Origin of the sequence: Pantoea osteomyelitidis (genome assembly GCF_044342975.1) — a bacterium.
Taxonomy (GTDB): Bacteria; Pseudomonadota; Gammaproteobacteria; order Enterobacterales; family Enterobacteriaceae; genus Pantoea; species Pantoea osteomyelitidis.
In genome coordinates this window covers 430,546-451,399 of record NZ_JBGFSN010000005.1, presented here as the reverse complement: position 1 = coordinate 451,399, position 20,854 = coordinate 430,546, and the positions used below count along the sequence as shown (strand labels likewise).

The 20,854-nt window shown below is 57.3% G+C and carries 21 protein-coding genes; 6 read left to right on the top strand and 15 right to left on the bottom strand.

Annotation, left to right across the window (positions count from 1 at the left end):
• Positions 1–4 precede the first annotated feature (4 nt).
• The 6 genes from ABU178_RS15730 to ABU178_RS15705 all read right to left on the bottom strand — a co-directional run bounded on the left by ABU178_RS15730 (position 5) and on the right by ABU178_RS15705 (position 7,000).
• The gene (locus ABU178_RS15730) at positions 5–1,144 is read right to left on the bottom strand and encodes a glycerate kinase (RefSeq protein ID WP_397216566.1); all 1,140 of its coding nucleotides are present in this window, start codon (positions 1,142–1,144) and stop codon (positions 5–7) included.
• Positions 1,145–1,230: 86 nt separating this feature from the next.
• Positions 1,231–2,115, bottom strand: coding sequence for a 2-hydroxy-3-oxopropionate reductase (gene garR, locus ABU178_RS15725; RefSeq protein WP_397216564.1), 885 nt, complete (start codon positions 2,113–2,115; stop codon positions 1,231–1,233).
• A gap of 21 nt (positions 2,116–2,136) precedes the next feature.
• The gene (gene garL / locus ABU178_RS15720) at positions 2,137–2,907 is read right to left on the bottom strand and encodes a 2-dehydro-3-deoxyglucarate aldolase (RefSeq protein WP_397216562.1); all 771 of its coding nucleotides are present in this window, start codon (positions 2,905–2,907) and stop codon (positions 2,137–2,139) included.
• A 47-nt stretch (positions 2,908–2,954) separates the two neighbouring features.
• Positions 2,955–4,286, bottom strand: a complete 1,332-nt coding sequence (gene gudD, locus ABU178_RS15715) for a glucarate dehydratase (protein ID WP_397216560.1) — start codon at positions 4,284–4,286, stop codon at positions 2,955–2,957.
• A gap of 11 nt (positions 4,287–4,297) precedes the next feature.
• Positions 4,298–5,644, bottom strand: coding sequence for an enolase C-terminal domain-like protein (locus ABU178_RS15710; RefSeq protein ID WP_397216558.1), 1,347 nt, complete (start codon positions 5,642–5,644; stop codon positions 4,298–4,300).
• Positions 5,645–5,653: 9 nt separating this feature from the next.
• Positions 5,654–7,000 (bottom strand): MFS transporter, encoded by a 1,347-nt coding sequence (locus ABU178_RS15705; RefSeq protein ID WP_397216556.1) that lies wholly within the window; start codon positions 6,998–7,000, stop codon positions 5,654–5,656.
• Positions 7,001–7,509: 509 nt separating this feature from the next.
• Between ABU178_RS15705 and garD the strand changes: the two genes are divergently transcribed.
• Entirely contained in the window at positions 7,510–9,069 is a 1,560-nt protein-coding gene (gene garD, locus ABU178_RS15700) for a galactarate dehydratase (RefSeq protein ID WP_397216554.1), read from the top strand.
• A gap of 54 nt (positions 9,070–9,123) precedes the next feature.
• On the opposite strand, the gene ABU178_RS15695 is transcribed toward garD, so the two are convergent.
• From ABU178_RS15695 to syd, 4 genes are all read right to left on the bottom strand, one after another.
• Positions 9,124–9,570, bottom strand: coding sequence for a flavodoxin (locus tag ABU178_RS15695; protein WP_397216552.1), 447 nt, complete (start codon positions 9,568–9,570; stop codon positions 9,124–9,126).
• A gap of 11 nt (positions 9,571–9,581) precedes the next feature.
• On the bottom strand, positions 9,582–10,361 hold the full coding sequence (gene truC / locus ABU178_RS15690) for a tRNA pseudouridine(65) synthase TruC (RefSeq protein ID WP_397216550.1): 780 nt from the start codon (positions 10,359–10,361) through the stop codon (positions 9,582–9,584).
• Entirely contained in the window at positions 10,361–10,690 is a 330-nt protein-coding gene (locus ABU178_RS15685) for a YqcC family protein (protein ID WP_397216548.1), read from the bottom strand. Before ABU178_RS15685 ends, truC begins: the two co-directional genes overlap by 1 nt.
• Before the next feature lie 604 nt (positions 10,691–11,294).
• Positions 11,295–11,843, bottom strand: a complete 549-nt coding sequence (syd, locus tag ABU178_RS15680; RefSeq protein WP_397216546.1) for a SecY-interacting protein — start codon at positions 11,841–11,843, stop codon at positions 11,295–11,297.
• A gap of 60 nt (positions 11,844–11,903) precedes the next feature.
• Here syd and queF point away from each other — a divergent pair, with 60 nt between their 5' ends.
• From queF to xni, 3 genes are all read left to right on the top strand, one after another.
• Positions 11,904–12,749 (top strand): NADPH-dependent 7-cyano-7-deazaguanine reductase QueF, encoded by an 846-nt coding sequence (queF, locus tag ABU178_RS15675; protein ID WP_397216544.1) that lies wholly within the window; start codon positions 11,904–11,906, stop codon positions 12,747–12,749.
• Positions 12,750–12,937: 188 nt separating this feature from the next.
• On the top strand, positions 12,938–14,302 hold the full coding sequence (gene ppnN / locus ABU178_RS15670) for a nucleotide 5'-monophosphate nucleosidase PpnN (RefSeq protein ID WP_397216542.1): 1,365 nt from the start codon (positions 12,938–12,940) through the stop codon (positions 14,300–14,302).
• 35 nt (positions 14,303–14,337) lie between these two features.
• A complete protein-coding gene (gene xni, locus ABU178_RS15665; protein ID WP_397216540.1) occupies positions 14,338–15,093 on the top strand; it encodes a flap endonuclease Xni in 756 nt (251 codons plus the stop codon).
• Positions 15,094–15,114: 21 nt separating this feature from the next.
• On the opposite strand, the gene rlmM is transcribed toward xni, so the two are convergent.
• From rlmM to ABU178_RS15645, 4 genes are all read right to left on the bottom strand, one after another.
• Entirely contained in the window at positions 15,115–16,215 is a 1,101-nt protein-coding gene (gene rlmM, locus ABU178_RS15660) for a 23S rRNA (cytidine(2498)-2'-O)-methyltransferase RlmM (RefSeq protein ID WP_397216538.1), read from the bottom strand.
• Entirely contained in the window at positions 16,208–16,603 is a 396-nt protein-coding gene (locus ABU178_RS15655) for a DUF423 domain-containing protein (RefSeq protein WP_397216536.1), read from the bottom strand. The genes rlmM and ABU178_RS15655 overlap by 8 nt, the downstream gene beginning before the upstream one ends.
• A gap of 50 nt (positions 16,604–16,653) precedes the next feature.
• Entirely contained in the window at positions 16,654–17,571 is a 918-nt protein-coding gene (gene gcvA, locus ABU178_RS15650; protein WP_397216534.1) for a glycine cleavage system transcriptional regulator GcvA, read from the bottom strand.
• Between the two features lie 332 nt (positions 17,572–17,903).
• Positions 17,904–18,128: a YgdI/YgdR family lipoprotein gene (locus tag ABU178_RS15645; RefSeq protein WP_397216532.1), complete on the bottom strand. Its 225-nt coding sequence runs from the start codon at positions 18,126–18,128 to the stop codon at positions 17,904–17,906.
• 212 nt (positions 18,129–18,340) lie between these two features.
• On the opposite strand from ABU178_RS15645, the gene csdA reads away from it, so the two are divergent.
• Both csdA and csdE read left to right on the top strand, forming a co-directional pair.
• On the top strand, positions 18,341–19,546 hold the full coding sequence (csdA, locus tag ABU178_RS15640) for a cysteine desulfurase CsdA (RefSeq protein WP_397216531.1): 1,206 nt from the start codon (positions 18,341–18,343) through the stop codon (positions 19,544–19,546).
• 5 nt (positions 19,547–19,551) lie between these two features.
• Positions 19,552–20,001, top strand: a complete 450-nt coding sequence (gene csdE, locus ABU178_RS15635; protein WP_397216529.1) for a cysteine desulfurase sulfur acceptor subunit CsdE — start codon at positions 19,552–19,554, stop codon at positions 19,999–20,001.
• Positions 20,002–20,006: 5 nt separating this feature from the next.
• Here csdE and tcdA read toward each other — a convergent pair whose 3' ends face one another.
• Entirely contained in the window at positions 20,007–20,813 is an 807-nt protein-coding gene (gene tcdA, locus ABU178_RS15630) for a tRNA cyclic N6-threonylcarbamoyladenosine(37) synthase TcdA (RefSeq protein ID WP_397216527.1), read from the bottom strand.
• Positions 20,814–20,854: the final 41 nt, after the last annotated feature.

Below are 20,854 nucleotides of genomic sequence, written 5' to 3'. Positions count from 1 at the left end.
CGGATCACATTAATTGACCGATCTTCAGGCTGGCGGCGATATTACGCGCCGTCATGCGCACATTCTGCCCGGCGTTGCCCAGCGCCTCTTCCAGCGAGCAAATGCTGTAAAGCACGCTGAATACCGCATCCACGCCATGCTGGTGCACTACGCCGACATCCGCCGTCAGGCTGCCCGCGATGCCAATCACCGGCTTGTTAAAACGTTTCGCCACCTTCGCCACGCCAATCGGCACCTTGCCATTGATGGTCTGGCTGTCGATGCGCCCTTCGCCGGTGATCACCAGTGTCGCGTCTTTGACCTGCTCTGCCAGACCCAGCGCTTCGGTGACAATCTCAATGCCGCGCCGCAGCTCTGCCTGACAAAAAGCGTGCAGCGCCGCGCCCATACCGCCTGCTGCGCCGCCGCCGGGAATATGCAACACGTCGATATCCAGATCGCGGTGAATAATCTCCGCATAGTGCGCCAGCGCCCGATCAAGCTGCTGTACCAGCTCAGGCGTCGCGCCTTTTTGCGGGCCAAATATCGCCGAAGCCCCTTGATCGCCGGTCAGCGGATTGGTGACGTCGCAGGCGACTTCAAAGCGACACTGTGCGATGCGATCGTCAAGGTTGCTGATGTCGATGCGATCAAGATCGGGCAGCGCGCCGCCGCCAAAACCGATCTGCTCGCCCTGCTTATCCAGCAGGCGCGCGCCAAGCGCCTGCATCATACCGGCGCCGCCATCGTTGGTGGCGCTGCCTCCAATGCCGATAATAAAATGCTCCACGCCCCTGTCGAGGGCGTTTCTAATCAGCTCGCCGGTACCGTACGAGGTGGTGATTAGCGGATCGCGCTGTGCTGCCGGTACCAGTTCCAGCCCGCTCGCCGCCGCCATTTCAATAAACGCCGTGTGTTCATCGCCGGAAAGGCCATAAAAAGCATCGACCTCTGCGCCAAGCGGACCCGTTACCGCCAGTCTGACGAGGCTTCCCTGTGTCGCCGCCACCATCGCCTCTACCGTGCCTTCACCGCCGTCGGCGACCGGCAGTTTGACATAACAGGCATCGGGAAAGATGTCGCGGAATCCCGCCTCAATCGCTGAGGCCACTTCCAGAGCAGATAAACTTTCTTTATATGAATCCGGTGCGATAACGATTTTCATAGGCAATCCGAGCGCATAATTGACTGAAGCCAGTCCTGACGTGGCAGAAAGGCTATCCGGCATAAGGTCGATACCGGACGCAGGATCTACCGTGAAATCTCGACCTTCGCTAACTGTTCATAATAGCAGGCCAGCGCGCTATGGTCGGCGTTGCCTTTGCCATCAGCCTTCAGCGCCTGCATCATCTCCATCACCGCCGCGGTCAGCGGCAGATGCGCGCCAAGCTCGTGGGAGGTATCCAATGCATTCGCCAGGTCTTTGATATGCAGATCGATGCGGAAGCCCGGCTTGAAGTTGCGATCCATCACCATCGGCGCTTTGGCATCCAGCACCGTGCTGCCCGCCAGGCCGCCGCGAATCGCCTGATAGACCAGATCGGGATTGACGCCCGCTTTGGTTGCCAGCGACAGCGCCTCTGACATCGCCGCAATATTCAGCGCCACAATCACCTGGTTAGCCAGCTTGGTGACATTGCCCGCGCCGATGTCGCCGGTATGCACTACCGAACCCGCCATCGCCTTCATGATGTCGTAGCACTGGTCAAACACCGCTTTGTCGCCGCCGACCATCACCGACAGGGTGCCCTCAATCGCTTTCGGCTCGCCGCCGCTCACCGGCGCATCCAGCATTTTCACCTGTTTTGCCGTCAGCACATCGTGCACTTCGCGGCTCGCCAGCGGCGCGATAGAACTCATGTCGATCACCACCAGTCCCGGTTTTGCGCCGTCGATAATGCCGTTTTCGCCCAGGCAAACCTCTTTTACCTGCGGAGAGTTGGGCACCATGGTAATAACCACATCGCACTGTTCCGCCACCTCTTTTGGCGTTTTCGCCACGGTTGCGCCCAACTCCGCGAGTTCCGCTTCATTTTGCTGATTGTGATCGCGCACCACCAGGCTATAGCCCGCTTTCACCAGATTTTTACTCATGGGTTTGCCCATGATGCCGAGGCCGATAAATCCAATTTTCATGACATACTCCCCTTTAGTCAGTTACTTCTTAAAACGGTCGCACAGCGCCTGCGTCGCGTTGCGGAAAACCCCTAAATCGCTGCCGATGGCAACAAAACCGGCGCCCCACTCCAGATAGCGACGCGCATCCGCCTCTACCGGCGCCAGGATGCCGCTCGGTTTCCCCGCCGCTTTCGCGCGTTCAAATATATGTTTAATCACCTTCAGTACTTCCGGATGCGCCGGCTGCCCGAGATAGCCCATCGCCGCCGACAGATCGCCCGGTCCGACAAAAATGCCGTCAACCCCTTCCACCGCCGCAATCGCGTCGATGTTATCCACCGCCTGCTGCGTTTCGATCTGCACCAGCAGCGTGATGTTGTCATTTACGGTGGCGTTATAGTCGGGCAGCGTGCCGTACATATTGCTGCGGTGAGAGACGGAAACGCCGCGGATCCCGGCAGGCGGATAGCGCGTGGAGGCCACGGCGCGGCGCGCTTCCTCTTCCGTTTCCACAAAGGGGATCAGGAAGTTGTAAAAGCCGATATCCAGCAGTCGCTTAATGATCACCGGCTCGTTGCAGGGCGGACGTACTACCGGCGCGCTCGGGCTGCCTTTCAGCGCCATCAGCTGCGGCACAAAAGTCGTGATGTCATTGGGGGCGTGCTCGCCATCCAGCACCAGCCAGTCGAAACCGGCCAGGCCCAGCACTTCGGTGGTGATGGGGTTAGCCAGCGCGCACCAGCTGCCAATGAGCGTCTCACCGGCCAGCAGGCGCTGACGAAACGGGTTAAGCCAGGATGCATTACTCATGATTTTTACTCCTGTCACAACGACGCCCGCAGCGGGCGTCGAAGAAGTTAGCGTACCAGGCAGGGACGCTTGTTATCGAAAGTCCAACCGGGTACGAGGAACTGCATGGCCTGGGCATCGTCGCGCGCGCCAAGCCCATGTTTCTGATACAGCGCATTCGCCTGCATCACCTGATCCATATCCAGCTCAACGCCCAGCCCCGGTTTCTGCGGCACCTGCACCATGCCGCCTTTGATCTGCAGCGGCTCTTTGGTCAGGCGCTGATTGCCCTCCTGCCAGATCCAGTGGGTGTCGATGGCGGTAATTGCGCCCGGCGCGGCGGCGGCCACGTGGGTAAACATCGCCAGTGAGACGTCGAAGTGGTTGTTAGAGTGCGAGCCCCAGGTCAGGCCAAAATCGTGGCACATCTGCGCGACCCGCACCGAACCCTGCATGGTCCAGAAATGCGGATCCGCCAGCGGGATATCCACCGACTGCAGCGACAGGGTATGGCCCATCTGACGCCAGTCGGTGGCGATCATATTGGTCGCGGTAGGCAGGCCGGTGGCGCGACGGAATTCCGCCATCACTTCCCGGCCAGAGTAGCCCTGCTCGGCGCCGCAGGGATCTTCCGCATAGGCCAGCACGTTTTTTAGCTGTTTGCCCAGCAGAATCGCTTCATTGAGCGACCAGGCGCCGTTGGGATCGAGAGTAATGCGCGCCTCTGGGAAACGCTGCGCCAGCGCGGTGACGGCTTCCGCCTCTTCGCCGCCGCGCAGCACGCCGCCCTTGAGTTTGAAATCGTTGAAGCCATATTTCTCGTACGCCGCTTCCGCCAGGCGCACCACCGCGTCCGGCGTCAGCGCCTCTTCATGACGCAGGCGATACCAGTCGCATTTCTCATCCGGCTGGCTTTGATAAGGCAGATCCGTTTTGGTGCGGTCGCCGATATAAAACAGGTAGCCGAGCATTTCTACGCGGTCGCGCTGCTGACCATCGCCCAGCAGGCTGGCGACGTTTACTTCCAGATGCTGCCCCAGCAGGTCCAGCAGCGCCGCTTCAATGCCGGTCACCACATGGATGGTGGTGCGCAGATCGAAGGTTTGCGCGCCGCGCCCGCCCGCATCGCGGTCGGCAAAGGTACTGCGCACCAGGCCCAGGATATTTTTGTATTCGCCGATCGGTTTCTGCACCACCAGCGCGGCGGCATCTTCCAGCGTCTGCCGGATCTTCTCGCCGCCAGGAATTTCGCCCACGCCGGTATGGCCCGCGTTATCCTTGATAATCACGATATTGCGGGTAAAGAACGGCGCGTGCGCCCCGCTCAGGTTCAGTAGCATGCTGTCGTACCCCGCAACCGGGATCACCTGCATTGATGTGACTTTAGGTGTGGTACTCATCTTCTGCTCCTTTATGCTGTTGCGCGGCCAAACGCCGGGCGCTTGCGGTCGAAAGTCCAACCGGGAACCAGATACTGCATCGCCGTGGCGTCGTTACGCGCGCCGGCGGGCAGCGATTGATAGAGCGCGTGCGCCTGACGCAGGCGATCCCAGTCCAGCTCAACGCCGAGGCCAGGCTTGTCCGGTACGGCGATCTTGCCGTTGCGGATCTGCAGCGGCTCTTTGGTCAGGCGCTGGTCGCCTTCCTGCCAAATCCAGTGCGTATCGATGGCCGTGGGATTACCCGGCGCTGCCGCGCCCACATGGGTAAACATCGCCAGGGAAATATCGAAGTGGTTGTTGGAGTGGCAGCCCCAGGTCAGGCCCCAGTCGTCGCACAGCTGCGCAACGCGCACCGCGCCGTTCATCGTCCAGAAGTGCGGATCTGCCAGCGGGATATCGACCGCGTTCAGCATCACGGCATGATTCATTTCGCGCCAGTTGGTGGCGATCATGTTAGTGGCGACCGGCAGGCCGGTGGCGCGGCGAAACTCCGCCATCACTTCCCGGCCAGAGTAGCCCTGTTCAGCGCCGCAGGGATCTTCCGCATAGGTCAGCACATCCTGCATCCCTTTACACAGGCCGATCGCCTCATCCAGCAGCCAGGCGCCGTTGGGGTCCACGGTGATGCGCGCATCGGGAAAACGTTTTTTCAGGGCGGAAGCCGTCTCAATCTCCTGCTCGCCGGGCAGCACGCCGCCCTTGAGCTTGAAATCCTTAAAGCCATATTTGTCCTGCGCCGCTTCCGCCAGCCTCACCACCGCCTCGCTGTCCAGCGCCTGCTGATGGCGCAGGTGATACCATTCATGGCTCGCCTGTTCGCCGCTCAGATAAGGCAGGTCGGTTTTGCGTCGATCGCCGATATAGAAGAGATAGCCCAGCACCGTAACCTCATCACGCTGCTGGCCCGGCCCGAGCAGCTCCGCTACCGGCACGCCAAGCGCCTGGCCAAGCAGGTCAAGCAGCGCCGCTTCCAGCGCGGCTACCGCATTGACGCGCAGTTCAAACGTCCAGGCGCCTTTGCCGAAGGTGTCGAAATCCGCCGACTGATTGCCCTTATGCACCTGCTGTACCAGACGGTTCATACGCGCCACCTGCTGGCCTTTTACCTGCGGAATCGCTTCCATCAGCGTCCGGTAGATGGTTTCGCCGCCCGGCGCTTCGCCTACGCCGGTATGGCCGGCGTTGTCGGTCAGCACCACGATATTGCGGGTAAAGCAGGCGCTGTGGGCGCCGCCGATGTTCAGCAGCATGCTGTCGTATCCGGCGACCGGAATCACCTGCATATCGGTGATAACCGGCGTGCTTTGCGTAGTCATACTCTATCCTTATGTCCGATGTTTCAGTTCGATACGTTTGATATCGCCCGCAATGACCAGGAAACTGAACGCGGCGACGAAGGCATGGATGCCGACATAGACCAGTGCGCCTTCAAACGAGCCGCTGGCGGCGATGATGTAGCCGATAGCGATAGGCGTCACGATGCCAGATAAGTTGCCGAACATATTGAACAGGCCGCCGCTCAGGCCGCTGATCTCTTTCGGCGCGGTATCCGCCATTACCGCCCAGCCCAGCGCGCCGATGCCTTTACCGAAGAAGGCGAGCGCCATAAAGAACACCACTACCCACTCAGTGTCGCTGTAGTTACACATCACCATGCTGATGGAGAGCAGCATGCCAAGCACGATAGGCGTTTTGCGCGCGATATTGAGCGAGCCGGTTTTACGCATCAGGTAGTCGGAGATAACACCGCCCAGTATGCCGCCAAGGAAACCGCAGATTGCCGGAATCGACGCTATCATCCCCGCTTTCAGGATCGACATGCCGCGCGCCTGCACCAGATAGACCGGGAACCAGGTGATAAAGAAGTAGGTCAGCGCATTGATGCAGTACTGGCCGAGATAGATACCTATCATCATGCGCGAGGAGAGCAGCTGTTTAATCTGGAACCACTTTTCATTCCAGCTCACTTTGTGCTCGGACTTTTTCGCATCCATATTGATCAGCGCACCGCCCTGCTCCATGTACTCCAGTTCGGCTTTATTCACCCCTGGATGGTCATTGGGATCGTGAATCACTTTCAGCCAGATAAAGCTGAGGATGATGCCGAGACCGCCCATAAACCAGAACACATGCGCCCAGCCCACCTCAGCGACCAGCCAGCCCATGATTGGCGCAAAGATAACCGTGGCGAAATATTGCGCGGAGTTGAAAATCGCCACTGCGGTGCCGCGTTCCTGCGCCGGGAACCAGGCCGCAACAATACGGCTGTTGCCAGGGAAGGATGGCGCTTCGGCCAGGCCGACCATAAAACGCAGCATGAACAGCGAAGCGATAATGCCGAAACCGCTGAAGATACCCACAAAGCCCTGCAGCAGGGTAAACAGCGACCAGGTGAAGATGCTCCAGAAGTAAACGCGTTTTGAGCCGAAGCGGTCGAGCAGCCAGCCGCCCGGTATTTGGCCGATAACATAAGCCCATGAGAACGCCGAGAAGATATAGCCCAGTCCGACTGAATCCAGACCGATATCCTTAGACATGGCGGAACCGGCAATCGAAATGGTAGCGCGGTCACCGTAGTTGAAAGAGGTGACGATAAATAACATCACCACAATCCAGTAGCGGGCATTGGTGCGTTTTTGCACCTTTTCCGCAGTCTGGCTAACTGTATTCATGTTGCACTCCTGAGATATAGCCTGCGCTACATTCACTCTGACTGCATACACATCGCGTTGGGTATCAGAATGATGTTGGGTTAAACACGGCGATTAGTAATGGGCAAACCAGTGATGCGTCGTGACAAATAACCTAACGTTGTGTAAACGATAGCCAGTATAAGAACGGAACCGGGGCGAGGCATTGGCGTAACGCCTGAGGATTAAGCGGTAATAAAGCTGTTTTTATGGCATTCGCCCATATTGCTGCGTTATGGCTCACGGAACAAACTTTTAAACTTCCTTTTTGAACAATAATTGAACACGCCATCAAGGCTTTGTGAGTCCCTTCACTTGCTTTTGGAAAAACGTACCAAAAATGGTGAATAAAGCAGCTTAAAGCCAGTCAATTGCACAATGCTTCGCCACTGGCTGCTCTTTATACTCATTTCTGGCAACCATGATCGTTAGACAAATAACTTTATTACAGCGCGCCGCTGCGTACGGCGCGATTGACTGGAAGGCGAGCGATGAAGCGAACTCTTACCGAGCAACCGCTCTATATCAAAGTTCACGAGGCCGATAATGTGGCTATCGTGGTTAACAACCTGGGATTACCGGCCGACACCACCTTTGCTGATGGTCTGCAACTCACCGAACATGTGCCGCAGGGCCATAAAGTCGCCCTGCAGGCGATCGCCCGCGGCGCGGAGATTGTGCGTTACGGCGAAGTGATCGGCTATGCGCTGCGTGACATTGCGCGCGGCAGCTGGATTGACGAGTCGCTGGTCGCGCTGCCCGAAGCCCCGCCGCTCGACAGCCTGCCGCTGGCGAATAACGTGCCCCCCGCTCTGCCGCCGCTGGAAGGCTATACCTTTGAAGGCTACCGCAACGCGGACGGCAGCGTCGGCACGCGTAACCTGTTGGGCATTACCACCAGCGTTCACTGCGTGGCGGGCGTGACCGATTACGTCGTACAGATCATCGAGCGCGATCTGCTGCCGAAATACCCTAACGTTGATGGCGTGGTCGCGCTGAATCACCTTTATGGCTGCGGCGTGGCGATAAATGCTCCGGCAGCCGTGGTGCCGATTCGCACCATCCACAACCTGGCACTCAACGCCAATTTTGGCGGCGAGGTGATGATCATCAGCCTGGGTTGTGAAAAGCTCCAGCCAGAGCGCCTGCTTACCGGCACGCCGGACGTGCAGCCAATTTCGCTGGGCGACGAAGATATTGTGCGTTTGCAGGATGAGCGGCTGGTGGGATTTGCCGCGATGGTGGAAGAGATTCTTCAGGTTGCCGAGCGCCATCTGCAACGTCTTAACCAGCGCACGCGGGAAAATTGCCCGGCATCCGAGCTGATCGTTGGTACGCAGTGCGGCGGCAGCGACGCCTTTTCCGGCGTAACCGCTAATCCCGCCGTTGGCTTTGCTTCCGACCTGCTGGTGCGCTGCGGCGCAACGGTGATGTTTTCTGAAGTGACCGAAGTGCGTGACGCCATTCATCTGCTGACGCCGCGCGTCACAGACGAAGCGGTGGGCAAACGGCTGCTGGAGGAGATGGCCTGGTACGACGACTATCTTGATCAGGGCAAAACTGACCGCAGCGCCAATCCCTCCCCCGGCAATAAAAAAGGCGGACTCGCCAATGTTGTGGAGAAGGCGCTGGGTTCGATTGCCAAATCGGGGCGCAGCGCGATTGTTGAAGTCCTGTCGCCAGGTCAACGCCCGACCAAACGCGGCCTGATTTACGCAGCGACCCCGGCCAGCGATTTTGTCTGCGGCACGCAGCAGATGGCGTCGGGCATTACGCTACAGGTGTTCACCACCGGACGCGGCACGCCCTACGGCCTGGCGGCGATTCCGGTGATCAAAATGGCCACGCGTAATGCGCTGGCGGAGCGCTGGCACGACCTGATGGATATTAACGCGGGCACCATCGCTACCGGCGAAGAGACCATTGAGCAGGTCGGCTGGCGACTGTTTGAACTGATTCTGGATATTGCCAGCGGGCGCAAACAGACCTGGTCCGATCGCTGGGGCATCCGCAACCAGCTGGCGGTATTTAATCCGGCGCCGGTGACCTGAAAATCAAGCACGTTTTTATTGCCTCTCCCGTTTGTTGGGAGGGGCATTCAGGATTCAGAGCAGTTTTCCCCACGCCTCAACCCAGGGAGAGGTAACGCTTTCCGGCTCAGGGTGTTCCGTAGCATCCACCAGCAGGATGTCGCCGACGCGCTGCGCGCCCTGCTCCTGCAGCAACGCATCAAAGGTTTTTCCCGCGCCGCAGAAGGTGTCATAGCTGCTGTCGCCCAGCGCAATCACGCCGTAGCGCAACTCAGGCTGATGACCCAGCTTATCTTTCACAGCGTGAAACAGGCCAGCGATGCTGTCCGGAAAATCTCCCTGCCCGGTGGTGGAGGTGATCACCAACGCCACATCGCTGCTGTAATTTTGCCACTGCGCCAGGGTTGCATCTTCAAAGATCTTCACCTCATGGCCCTGCGCCTGTAATGCAGGCTCCGCCTCTTCAGCCACCAACAGGGCGTTACCGTATACCGTACCCACAAAAATGCCGATTTTTGCCATTCGCGCTCTCCTTATTCTGAAATGCTATCCTGACTCGCCTCAGGCGCAAACTCAACCCTGGGAACATCAGGGATCATTTCCTGCCAGCCAAACTGCTGCATCATTTTTTGCCAGACGCCATCGAGCCCGGCGCGAATAACTAAAGGCTCCCCGGTAACCGGATGGTTCAGGGTCAGCGCGCTGGCGTGCAGCATCAGACGCTGGCAGCCAAAATGTTCAGCCGCGCCGCGATTTTGTCGCAGATCGCCATGGGTGGTATCGCCAATAATCGGATGGCGCAGGTGGGCCATATGACGACGCAGCTGGTGCTTGCGGCCGGTACGCGGCGAGAGTTCCACCAGGCTGTAGCGGGCGGTGGGATAACGACCAATCGCCACCGGCATTTCCGTGCAGGCCAGGGCGCGATAATCGGTCATCGCAGGCTGCGCGCTGCGCTCCTCAGTGGCAAATTTATCGGCGATTTTATCCAGCTCTTCAACCAGAGGATAATCGAGCGTGCCGCTTTGTTGCAGCCAGCCGCGCAGCAGCGCATGGTAGGTTTTCTGAATCTGATGCTGCTCAAACTGTTGCGACAGCAAACGCCCAACCTCGCTTGACAGCCCCATCAGCAGTACGCCGGAGGTGGGTCGATCGAGACGGTGCGCTGTAAACACATGCTGTCCGATCTGATCGCGCACCGTTTGCATCACTACCACTTTTTCTTTGCGATCGAGCCAGCTGCGGTGTACCAGCCAACCCGCTGGCTTGTTGACGGCAACCAGCCATTCGTCCTGATAAATAATTTCCAGCATCAGCGGGCATCGTCCAGAAACTGCGCATCCAACTTGTTCAGGCTGAGCAGCAGCGGCACGCGGCCCGGCGTCGTATGATCCAGCGCCACCTCAAAATAGGGCGCAATCGCAAACTTTTCAGGTAACGGATTGCGGGCGGCGATCAGCGCGTGCATGCGCGGGATCAATACCCATTGCAGCCACTCAAGGGGTTGCAGGGTATCGAGACAAAAAGGTTCGGTGCTGTTGAAGGCGTGGGCGGCAGGTGATTCGCTCTGCCAGAGATGGTGCTCACGCATCACCTGTTCAACCTGTTGCAGCCGCTGGGTAATCAATTGTTCCGGCGTCATACGCCACCTCCGAATGCCTGTAAAAATCGGGCGGCAAGCATATCACTTGTCACGACGCGGACAAAAAATTCCCATAAAAAAAGGAGCACTGTAAAAACAGTGCTCCCGGTTCGTTTGCAGCCATCCAGCTACCCTGATGCTCCCTGCTCATCCATGAAAACTAGTCCTGTGCGAAATCCTCTCGCGCGTCGTCATGACGTTCATCCTTTGGCATCCTGGCCCGCGACACATCCTGTGTAGCTCTCTTTCTCCGTCCTGGAGGTGTCCCTTACTCAATCCTGAGCGTCCTGCTTCTTCCTAAAGCCTTCCCTGTGCCGTAAACTCCGTTACGTTCCTGGTCATCCTGACTCGCTCTCTTCTGAAAGCGTCTCAATCCTGTGGCTTCCTGCCAACGATGCTTATTTTGACAAAATTCCCTCAGGAAACAAGATACGAAAAAGTGTTACAAAACCTTTTTAATGACTAAAAATAAGTCAGCCCCCCTAAGTCCATGATTCACAATATTTTTACATATGGGCATTCTGAAAGGCTGCAAAATGAAATGACGATCTCTCACAAAGCATGTAAGAGATCTCTCACAGCAACAGAAGTCAATATCTGCATCTCATCCACTAACCGGTTGTAAACTTATAAGAAATGTCTCAATTCCACTGGACAGAACTTCTCTTTTTTTCACGCCAGGCTGTTCAATAACAACCTCACCGCTAAGGTTACATACCGAGACAATTTCAGTATCTGACTCGGTAGTGGCAATAAACAGCGTCGGCGTCTCTTTTAAACGCCGTTTCATCACCAGATGACCGATAAGATTTTCCTGCATGCGAACAAAGTCCGCCTCGCTCCATACCTGAAGCAGGTTCAGCTCGCGCTGTCCGCACTGCGCGCGCATATCGCCAGCGAACTGACTGGTATAAAATGCCGTAATATCAGGTTGCAGGCGAATTTCCAGCGCCCGCTCTACCGCATCCAGTGAAGCGGGTAACGAGAAGGGTTGCGGTTGCCAGAGGACCTGTTCGCCGCGCGTCTCGCTGATGCAGGGTGAAGGCACGCCAAAAAGATCTTCGCTGGCCGGAAGATGACCCTGCGTCTGTTGCCAGTGTGTTAAATAGCGCAACGTAAAGTCACGCAGCGCATCAGCTGTCTGCTGCATCATTCATATTCTCACTTCTGTTGGGTTACACTACCCACTTTGCTAAATTTTGTGGTAACCGTTATGTCTTCTTACGACCGCCATCAGGCGCTGAGCGGCCTGACCTTAGGCAAACCCACTGCCTATTACGACCATTACGACAGTAGCCTGTTACAGGCGGTGCCGCGCAGCCTGAACCGCGAGCCGCTTGGGCTTTATCCTGACAGCTTGCCGTTTCAGGGCGCCGATATCTGGACGCTCTATGAACTCTCCTGGCTGAACAGCAAAGGCGTGCCGCAGGTCGCCGTGGGCGAAGTTATCCTCTGCGCGCGCAGCCAGAATCTTATCGAGTCGAAAAGCTTCAAGCTCTATCTTAACAGCTTTAATCAGACAAAATTTGCCGACTGGGGCGAGGTACGTCAGACGCTGGAACGCGATCTCAGCGCCTGCGCGCAGGGAGAGGTGCGCGTGGCCCTGTTTCGCCTGAGTGAAATTGAGGGGCAGCCCATCGGCCAGTTCGCTGGTCATTGCATTGATGAGCAGGATATCACTATCGATGACTACGCCTTTAACGCCAGCTATCTTGAGAACGCAGCCGGGCCGGAAGCGATCGAAGAAACGCTGGTCAGCCATCTGCTGAAGTCAAACTGTCTGATCACAAACCAGCCAGACTGGGGATCGGTGATGATTCGTTATCGTGGTCCGCGTATCGATCGCGAAGCTCTGCTGCGCTATCTGATTTCGTTTCGCCAGCATAACGAATTTCACGAACAGTGCGTGGAGCGTATTTTTAATGATATTCAACGCTTCTGCCAGCCGCAGGCATTGACCGTTTACGCACGCTATACGCGTCGCGGCGGCCTGGATATTAATCCCTGGCGCAGCAATGTTCCTTTCTCTCCCGGCTTTTCACGTCTGGTACGCCAGTAAGCATTTGCGAGATCTCTCGCAGGCTGATGGCCTCGTGTGCAGATTCACTTGAGTAACCGCAGCCGACAAGGCTACTCTGATGAAGGCGGCGGTCGTCACGGGCCGCCGACCAGGGATTTCCGTCGCTGCGCGCCGAATGTTTTGAGCGCAGCGTCATCAGTCACCCTGGCGGGTGTAAAGGAGTTCACTTGATTACACATATCAGCCCTTTGGGCTCGATGGATCTGCTTTCCCAGCTGGAAGTCGATATGCTGAAACGCACGGCCAGCAGCGACCTTTACCAGCTGTTTCGTAACTGTTCTCTTGCCGTGCTCAATTCCGGTAGTCAAACCGACAGTAGCCACGAACTACTTTCCCGCTTCGAAAATTTTGATATTAACGTGTTGCGCCGTGAGCGCGGCGTCAAGCTTGAACTGATCAACCCACCAGAAGAAGCGTTTGTTGACGAACGTATTATCCGCTCGCTACAGGCAAACCTGTTTGCAGTGCTGCGCGATATCCTGTTTGTGAATGGTCAGCTCTCCAGCGCGGGACGCCTTCAGGATTCCGATCCGGAAGATTCCGCGCAGATCACCAACCAGGTTTTTTCTCTTCTGCGTAACGCCCGCGCGCTGCATGTTGGCGAATACCCGAATACCGTGGTCTGCTGGGGCGGCCACTCGATTAACGCCGTGGAGTATCAATATTGTCGCAATGTCGGTACGCAGCTGGGCCTGCGTGAGCTGAACATCTGCACCGGCTGCGGGCCGGGCGTAATGGAAGCGCCGATGAAAGGCGCTGCGGTGGGCCACGCCCAACAGCGCTACCGCGACAGCCGCTTTATTGGTCTCACTGAGCCTTCGATTATCGCTGCCGAGCCGCCAAATCCGCTGGTGAATGAGCTGATTATCATGCCGGATATTGAAAAGCGCCTCGAAGCCTTTGTGCGCATCGCGCACGGCATCGTGATCTTCCCTGGCGGCGTCGGCACGGCGGAAGAGCTGCTCTATCTGCTCGGCATTCTGATGAACCCGCAGAATGAGGATCAGGTTCTGCCGCTGATACTCACCGGCCCGAAAGAGAGCGCGGACTATTTCCGCGTGCTGGATGATTTTATCGTCAGCACCCTCGGCGAGCAGGCGAGAAGGCATTACACCATCATCATTGATGACGCGGCGGAAGTGGCGCGTCAGATGAGACAGGCGATGCCGCAGGTGAAAGAGTACCGTCGTGAAACCGGCGATGCGTACAGCTTCAACTGGTCCATCCGCATCGTGCAGGATTTGCAGCAGCCGTTCCTGCCCACGCATGAAAACATGGCAAACCTGAATCTCTACACTAATCAGCCAGCGGAAAAACTGGCGGCGGATCTGCGCCGCGCCTTCTCCGGCATTGTGGCGGGCAACGTGAAAGAGATGGGTATCCGTGAAATCCGTGAAAAAGGGCCGTATAAGCTGCATGGCGATGCGGACATCATGCACCGCATGGATGAACTGCTGCAGGGCTTTGTCGCCCAGCATCGCATGAAGCTGCCGGGTACCGCCTATATTCCCTGCTACGAAATCATTAAATAACTCAGGAGGCAGCCAGCTGGCTGCCCTTTTCTGCCATGGCTTTTCATCTTCTTATTGTGGATGCGTTAAATCTCATCCGCCGTATTCATGCTGTTCAGGGATCGCCCTGTCAGGAAGGTTGCCTTGCCGCCCTGCGTCAACTGCTGGGTCACACGCAGCCGACCCATGCGGTCGCCGTTTTTGACAGCGCGCTCCGTCACGAAGGTTGGCGACATCAGCTGCTGAGTGATTACAAAGCGGGCCGTCCGCCGATGCCGGACGATCTTCAGGCCGAACTCCCCGCGATCCAGGCCGCATTTCGTGCGGCAGGCGTCAGCGACTGGGTGGCGGAAAGCGATGAGGCGGACGATCTGGCGGCGACGCTGGCGGTAAAAATGGCGCAAGCGGGCCATCACGCCACCATTGTCTCCACCGACAAAGGCTATTGTCAGCTGCTGGCGCCGGAGATTCGCATTCGCGACTACTTTCAGAAACGCTGGCTGGATGTGCCCTTTATTGAAAAAGAGTTTGGCGTGACGCCGCAGCAGCTGCCCGATTACTGGGGGTTATGCGGTATCAGCAGCAGCAAAATTCCGGGCGTGACAGGCATCGGGCCGAAAAGCGCCCGCGAACTGCTGCTGCAGTTTGGCTCGCTCGACGGGATTTATCAAAATTTACCGGCGGTGCCGGAAAAGTGGCGGGAAAAGCTGCTGGCGCAGCGGGAGATGGCGGAAATTTGTCGCCAGGTCTCTACGCTGAAACGAGATCTCAGGTTGCAAGGCAACCTGAAAACCCTGCGCTATCAGGGCTGAGCGGTGCGCTCAGCCTGAAAATCAGCGCTCGTCGCGGCGGCCAGGCTGAGCGCTCCAGATGCGACGAATATGTACCGTGACCTCTTCACGATCGTGATAGAGCTGACGCGCCTGAATCTGCGCATTGATCCCCTGCTCTTTCAGCTTCTGGTCAATCATCGCCAGATTCTGCGTTACCTCTTCGTAGCGCTTTTTCATAGGCAGCTTGAGGTTGAAAATCGCTTCGCGGCACCAGCCGTTAACCAGCCATTCGGTCATCAGATTCGCCACGCGCACCGGCTTTTCCACCATGTCGCAGACCAGCCAGGTGATGTTGCTGCGCGGCGGGCGAAAGCGAAAGCCATCTTCGCGATAATGCATCACCTGCCCGGTATCCATCAGGCTGGGCGCCATCGGGCCATTGTCCACCGCGCAGACCATCATGCTGCGCTTCACCAGCTGATAAGTCCAGCCGCCAGGGCAGGCGCCGAGATCGACCGCATACATCCCGCTCGCCAGACGCTCATCCCACTCATCGGCAGGAATGAAAACATGGAACGCCTCTTCCAGCTTTAACGTAGAACGGCTGGGCGCATCGGCCGGGAATTTCAGGCGCGGAATGCCCATATAGAAGGGGGAATTATTATCGGCGTAAGAGTATCCCACATAGCAGGTGCCGGGCGCGATAAAGAAGACATGTACCACCGGGCGTTTCGCGCTCTCATAGTTGAGCAAAATCTGGCTGTCGCGCAGGCTGGCGCGCAGCGGCACGGTAAACTTACGGCAAAATTTCGTCAGCTCTTTCGCCTCGTTGGTATCGGGCACCTCGACGCGCAGCTCGCCGCCCTTCTCGACAACGCCGGTCAACATGCCCACGATTGGCGAAATACGATCTTCCGGCGGCAGATCGCGCAGCAGCTCGCCGACTACCAGCATCTGACGGGCAAAAATCAACTGACTGAACGGCAGCTGACGCACCAGTTTATCCGCTTCCTCATGCTGATAGCATTCGAACAGCACATAGCCAGAGTTCTCTTTGACGCGCGCAAAGCCATAAACTTCCTGCTCTGCGGCTTTGGCGCTGATTTCCGCTGCGCACTCTTTTTCAAAACCGGGGCGGCAATACAACAACACTTTATTCATGGCGATCTGCCTTTCGTTTCAGACGCAGCGCGCCAATCAACATCAAAAACCAACCGATCAGGAAGCAAAAGCCGCCAACCGGCGTAACAAACACCCAAAAACTCAGGTGCGACAGCGCCAGGCAATAGAGACTGCCGCTGAACAGCACGGTGCCTAAGGCCAGAAACGCGCTGCTCCAGTAAAACCAGATATTCGCCCGGCGCAGCATGGCTGCTCCGAGGCCGATAATCGCCAGCGTATGGTATGCCTGGTACTCCAGGCCGGTATGAATCCACGCCATTTCTGGCTGACCCAGAGACTTACTCAAAACGTGAGCGCCGAAAGCGCCAAAAGCCACCAGCACAAAACCGCTGATGGCTGCAAAGATAAACATGGCACGACTGGACATCAAACAATCCTCAAAGTGCATCTGCGCGTCACTGCGCAGAGATCAATAACTTATTGATCGTAACGAAAGCGGAATTTTTCTTGTTCGCTTGCGGCTTTCGCCAGGATCCACTGTCGGAAGGCGGCTATTTTACCCAGTTCTGCCTGGCTGTCATGACAAACCAGATAAAAAGCATTTTTACTCACTAACACATCGTTGAACGGGCAGACCAAACGGCCCGCTTCAATCTCGCTTTGTGCCATCACATTGTTGGCGAGCGCAACGCCCTGACCATGAATCGCCGCCTGGAGCACCATCGCGCTGTGGCTGAAAATCGGTCCCTGCTGCACGTTAATGTGCTGCAAGCCTAGCTGACGGATATAGGATTGCCAGTCACGGCGGGAAGCATCATGCAGCAACGTGCACTTCGCCAGATCGGCAGGGGTTTTTAACGGATGATCGCCGGTAAGCAGCGCGGGCGAACAAACCGGCAGCAGATATTCAGCGTAGAGTTTTTCCACGCGCAGACCTGGCCAGTTGCCGCGACCGTAAAAAATCGCCACGTCGACATCGTCCGCCAGTTTCTCTTCGTCGCGATCCACCGCCTGGATACGCACATCGATTCCCGGATAAGCCAGATTAAAGCTGGAAAGCCGTGGCACCAGCCACTGAATGGCAAAGCTGGGCAGCAGACTCACCGTTAATGCGCCCTTGGCGCTGCGCGCCTGAAGTTTGCGCGTGGCTTCGTTCAGCGCGGAGAAAATTTCCTTGATATCGAGATAGTAGCTTTGACCCTCTTCGGTGAGCAAAAGCGAACGATTCCTCCGCCGAAACAGCTTTAACCCCAGAAAATCTTCCAGAGATTTAATTTGATGGCTCACAGCTGCCTGGGTAACAAACAGCTCTTCAGCGGCTTTGGTGAAGCTTAAATGGCGCGCAGCGGCATCAAAAACCCGCAGGGCGTTGAGAGGAGGAAGGCGCTTTGACATGGTTCCCGTGATCCGGACAGTGGTAAAAATACGTCAGCTTATATAAAGCCTTAACGTATTAGTTTTTTTTATCCGATGCATTATAAATTTTCCGTTGAGGAAGCTCCAGCAAATACCTATAGTTGCCGCACTTCCAGAGCCGGAACGAAAAGTTATTTGGGATTTGAGCGAGACTTCGCTGTTTTCTGAAGCGCTTTTGGCTTGTGGTCGTGATGTTGTGTTTGCATTTGATCTGACGTTTTCAGATCTCATTTTTATTTCCTGTAGAAATACCTGTCTGTCCATAGTGATTTTTAAATAGCACCGCAATTGCGGTGCTTTTTTTTAGCTAATTACTGATCCATCTCTACCATCTCTTTGACGTCAGAGCGGTTGATCTGCTGCTGGTTGCCATTGGCGTCTTTATAGCTGATCATACCGGTATCATCGTCTACCGTTGGCTTGCCATCGGCAACAATGGTGCGGCCGTCGTTGGTATGCATTACATAGTTGCTTGAACAGGCAGCTAAGGTAAAGGCCATGGTACAAACGGCCAGCACTGCGGCGAGTTTTTTCATCTTCTATCTCCTTGCAGATTAAGTTGCATTAAACCACCCGCGTTACGCTGACCAGAGGCAGCTGGGAAGAAAAATCGACTGGTATCAGTCGCGTAGCTTTGCGGGGAGCGGTTCAAACCTTGCAATAATTAGCATAACGCGCTTTTTCAGCTTTGCCAGGCGACCAGCCCGCTTTCAGCATGGTCCTGATTTTTTATAACCGCGAGCCGAGCATGAGTGCATTCAATCCTTCCGCCTTTCGTCAGCAGTTTCCTGCCCTTGCCGATGCCGGCGTCTATCTCGATAGCGCCGCCACCGCCCTGAAGCCGCAGGCCGTTATTGAGGCCAGTGAACAGTTCTATAGCCTGAGCGCCGGAACCGTTCACCGCAGCCAGTTTGCCGCCGCACGTCAGTTAACCGAACGCTATGAGCAGGCGCGCGTCCAGGTTGCGCGCTGGCTCAATGCTGCCGACGACCGGCAGATCGTCTGGACGCGCGGCACCACCGAAGCGATTAATCTGGTGGCGAACAGCTGGCTGGCGCCGCGTCTGCAGGCGGGAGATGAGATTGTGGTCAGTGAAGCTGAGCACCACGCCAATCTGGTTCCCTGGCTGATGGTGGCGCAGACGAAAGGAGCCAAAGTGGTGAAATGGCCGATTGGCGCCGATCGTTTGCCGGATATCGCGCAACTGCCCGCGCTGCTGAACAGCCGGACACGCCTGCTGGCGATTGGCCAGATGTCCAACGTCACCGGCGGCATGCCCGATCTCGCTACTGCCATCCGCCTGGCGCACGACGTGGGCGCTAAAGTGATGGTGGATGGCGCGCAGGGCGTGGTGCACTGCCCGCCTGACGTGCAGGCAGCCGATATCGATTTTTACGCCTTTTCCGGCCATAAGCTTTACGGCCCGATGGGTATTGGGGTGCTGTATGGCAAAGCGGAACTGCTGGAAGCGATGGCACCCTGGCAAGGCGGAGGCAAGATGCTGACACAGGTGGATTTCAACGGCTTTACGCCGCAGCCGGTGCCCTGGCGTTTTGAAGCCGGTACGCCAAACGTGGCGGGCGTGGTAGGGCTTAGCGCGGCGCTGACCTGGCTGGGCCAACACGATCGGCAGAAGGCGGAGCGCTGGAGCCAGCAGCTGGCCAGCCTCGCCGAAGAGCAGCTGGCGGAGCTGGAGGGGTTCCGCAGCTTTCGCTGTGGCGCATCCAGCCTGCTGTCGTTTGATATCGCAGGAATTCACCACAGCGACATCGTCACGCTGCTGGCCGAGCATGGCATCGCCCTGCGCGCCGGTCAGCACTGCGCGCAGCCGCTGATGGCGGCGCTGGGCGTCAGCGGCACGCTGCGCGTCTCGTTCGCACCCTATAATAATTTGCAGGACGTGGACGCGCTGGTGCGCGCCATGCAGAGCGCTATCCGCTTACTGACAGAGTGATTGCCATGAGTACAACTCCATTAGCACCCCATCCCTTTGGGGATCTGATCACCGAAGCAAGCCTTAAAGAAAAATTCGCCAGCTTTCATCAGTGGGAAGATCGTTATCGCCAGCTGATTCAGCTCAGCCGCCAGCTGCCTGTGCTGCCGGAAACGTTAAAAACGCCGGAAATTGAGCTGAGCGGCTGTGAGAATCGCGTCTGGCTAAGCAGCCAGCGTTTGCCAAACGGCACGCTGCACTTTTACGGCGACAGCGAAGGCCGCATTGTGCGCGGCCTGCTGGCAGTGCTGCTGGCGGCGGTAGAGGGTAAAACACCGCAGGCGTTGCTGACGGGGGATCCGCTGCAAATTTTTGACGATCTGGGATTACGCGCCCAGCTCAGCGCCTCACGCAGCAGCGGGCTGCAGGCGCTGGCCGATGCGGTACAGCGCGCCGCCAGCGACGCCCTGCGCTAAGTGCGTTACGCCTGCTGGCGCACCGCTTTGGCGAGGAACTTTTTCAATGCGTGCGAGACCGCCACAAAGCCGAAGGTGGCGGTCACCATAGTGGCGGCGCCGAATCCGGAGGCGCAATCCATACGCTTCGGCCCTTCCGCCGTGCTGCGTGACGCGCAGACGCTGCCGTCCGGCTGCGGATAGACCAACGCTTCGGTAGAGAAAACGCAGTCGATGCCCAGCTTGCCCTTGCTGTTTTTCACCACGCCGAACTGCTGTTTCAGACGTTCACGCAGTTTGGCCGCCAGTGGATCCTGAATAGTTTTTGCCAGATCCGTTACCTGGATCTGCGTGGGATCGATCTGGCCGCCTGCCCCGCCGGTAGTGATCAGCGGGATCTTGTTGCGTCGGCACCAGGCGATCAGCGCCGCTTTAGGCCGCACGCTGTCAATCGCATCGATCACATAGTCGAACTTCGCCGCCAGCAGCTCAGCGGTGTTATCCGGCGTGATAAAATCATCCACGCAGATCACCTTACACTCCGGGTTAATCTCACGGATGCGATCCGCCATCACCTCGGTTTTCGCTTTGCCGACGTTGTCGCGCAGCGCGTGGATCTGCCGGTTGGTATTGGTAATACAGACATCGTCCATATCGATCAGCGTAATGGTGCCGATGCCGGTGCGCGCCAGCGCTTCCGCCGCCCAGGAGCCGACGCCGCCAATACCAATAACGCAGAAATGGGCCTCTGCAAAACGTTGCAGCGCGTCCTGCCCGTAGAGGCGCGCCGTGCCGCCAAAGCGCTGCCGCCAGGCGTCAGTTACCACAGTCATAGTAAACCTTATAAAGCCGTGCGGGCTGATGGCCCGCAGAA

What these genes read in the sequence shown, in the direction of transcription:
- ABU178_RS15730 (WP_397216566.1), bottom strand. Translation starts at nt 1,144, where the DNA reads ATGAAAATCGTTATCGCACCGGATTCATATAAAGAAAGTTTATCTGCT.
- garR (WP_397216564.1), bottom strand. Translation starts at nt 2,115, where the DNA reads ATGAAAATTGGATTTATCGGCCTCGGCATCATGGGCAAACCCATGAGT.
- garL (WP_397216562.1), bottom strand. Translation starts at nt 2,907, where the DNA reads ATGAGTAATGCATCCTGGCTTAACCCGTTTCGTCAGCGCCTGCTGGCC.
- gudD (WP_397216560.1), bottom strand. Translation starts at nt 4,286, where the DNA reads ATGAGTACCACACCTAAAGTCACATCAATGCAGGTGATCCCGGTTGCG.
- ABU178_RS15710 (WP_397216558.1), bottom strand. Translation starts at nt 5,644, where the DNA reads ATGACTACGCAAAGCACGCCGGTTATCACCGATATGCAGGTGATTCCG.
- ABU178_RS15705 (WP_397216556.1), bottom strand. Translation starts at nt 7,000, where the DNA reads ATGAATACAGTTAGCCAGACTGCGGAAAAGGTGCAAAAACGCACCAAT.
- garD (WP_397216554.1), top strand. Translation starts at nt 7,510, where the DNA reads ATGAAGCGAACTCTTACCGAGCAACCGCTCTATATCAAAGTTCACGAG.
- ABU178_RS15695 (WP_397216552.1), bottom strand. Translation starts at nt 9,570, where the DNA reads ATGGCAAAAATCGGCATTTTTGTGGGTACGGTATACGGTAACGCCCTG.
- truC (WP_397216550.1), bottom strand. Translation starts at nt 10,361, where the DNA reads ATGCTGGAAATTATTTATCAGGACGAATGGCTGGTTGCCGTCAACAAG.
- ABU178_RS15685 (WP_397216548.1), bottom strand. Translation starts at nt 10,690, where the DNA reads ATGACGCCGGAACAATTGATTACCCAGCGGCTGCAACAGGTTGAACAG.
- syd (WP_397216546.1), bottom strand. Translation starts at nt 11,843, where the DNA reads ATGATGCAGCAGACAGCTGATGCGCTGCGTGACTTTACGTTGCGCTAT.
- queF (WP_397216544.1), top strand. Translation starts at nt 11,904, where the DNA reads ATGTCTTCTTACGACCGCCATCAGGCGCTGAGCGGCCTGACCTTAGGC.
- xni (WP_397216540.1), top strand. Translation starts at nt 14,338, where the DNA reads ATGGCTTTTCATCTTCTTATTGTGGATGCGTTAAATCTCATCCGCCGT.
- rlmM (WP_397216538.1), bottom strand. Translation starts at nt 16,215, where the DNA reads ATGAATAAAGTGTTGTTGTATTGCCGCCCCGGTTTTGAAAAAGAGTGC.
- ABU178_RS15655 (WP_397216536.1), bottom strand. Translation starts at nt 16,603, where the DNA reads ATGTCCAGTCGTGCCATGTTTATCTTTGCAGCCATCAGCGGTTTTGTG.
- gcvA (WP_397216534.1), bottom strand. Translation starts at nt 17,571, where the DNA reads ATGTCAAAGCGCCTTCCTCCTCTCAACGCCCTGCGGGTTTTTGATGCC.
- ABU178_RS15645 (WP_397216532.1), bottom strand. Translation starts at nt 18,128, where the DNA reads ATGAAAAAACTCGCCGCAGTGCTGGCCGTTTGTACCATGGCCTTTACC.
- csdA (WP_397216531.1), top strand. Translation starts at nt 18,341, where the DNA reads ATGAGTGCATTCAATCCTTCCGCCTTTCGTCAGCAGTTTCCTGCCCTT.
- csdE (WP_397216529.1), top strand. Translation starts at nt 19,552, where the DNA reads ATGAGTACAACTCCATTAGCACCCCATCCCTTTGGGGATCTGATCACC.
- tcdA (WP_397216527.1), bottom strand. Translation starts at nt 20,813, where the DNA reads ATGACTGTGGTAACTGACGCCTGGCGGCAGCGCTTTGGCGGCACGGCG.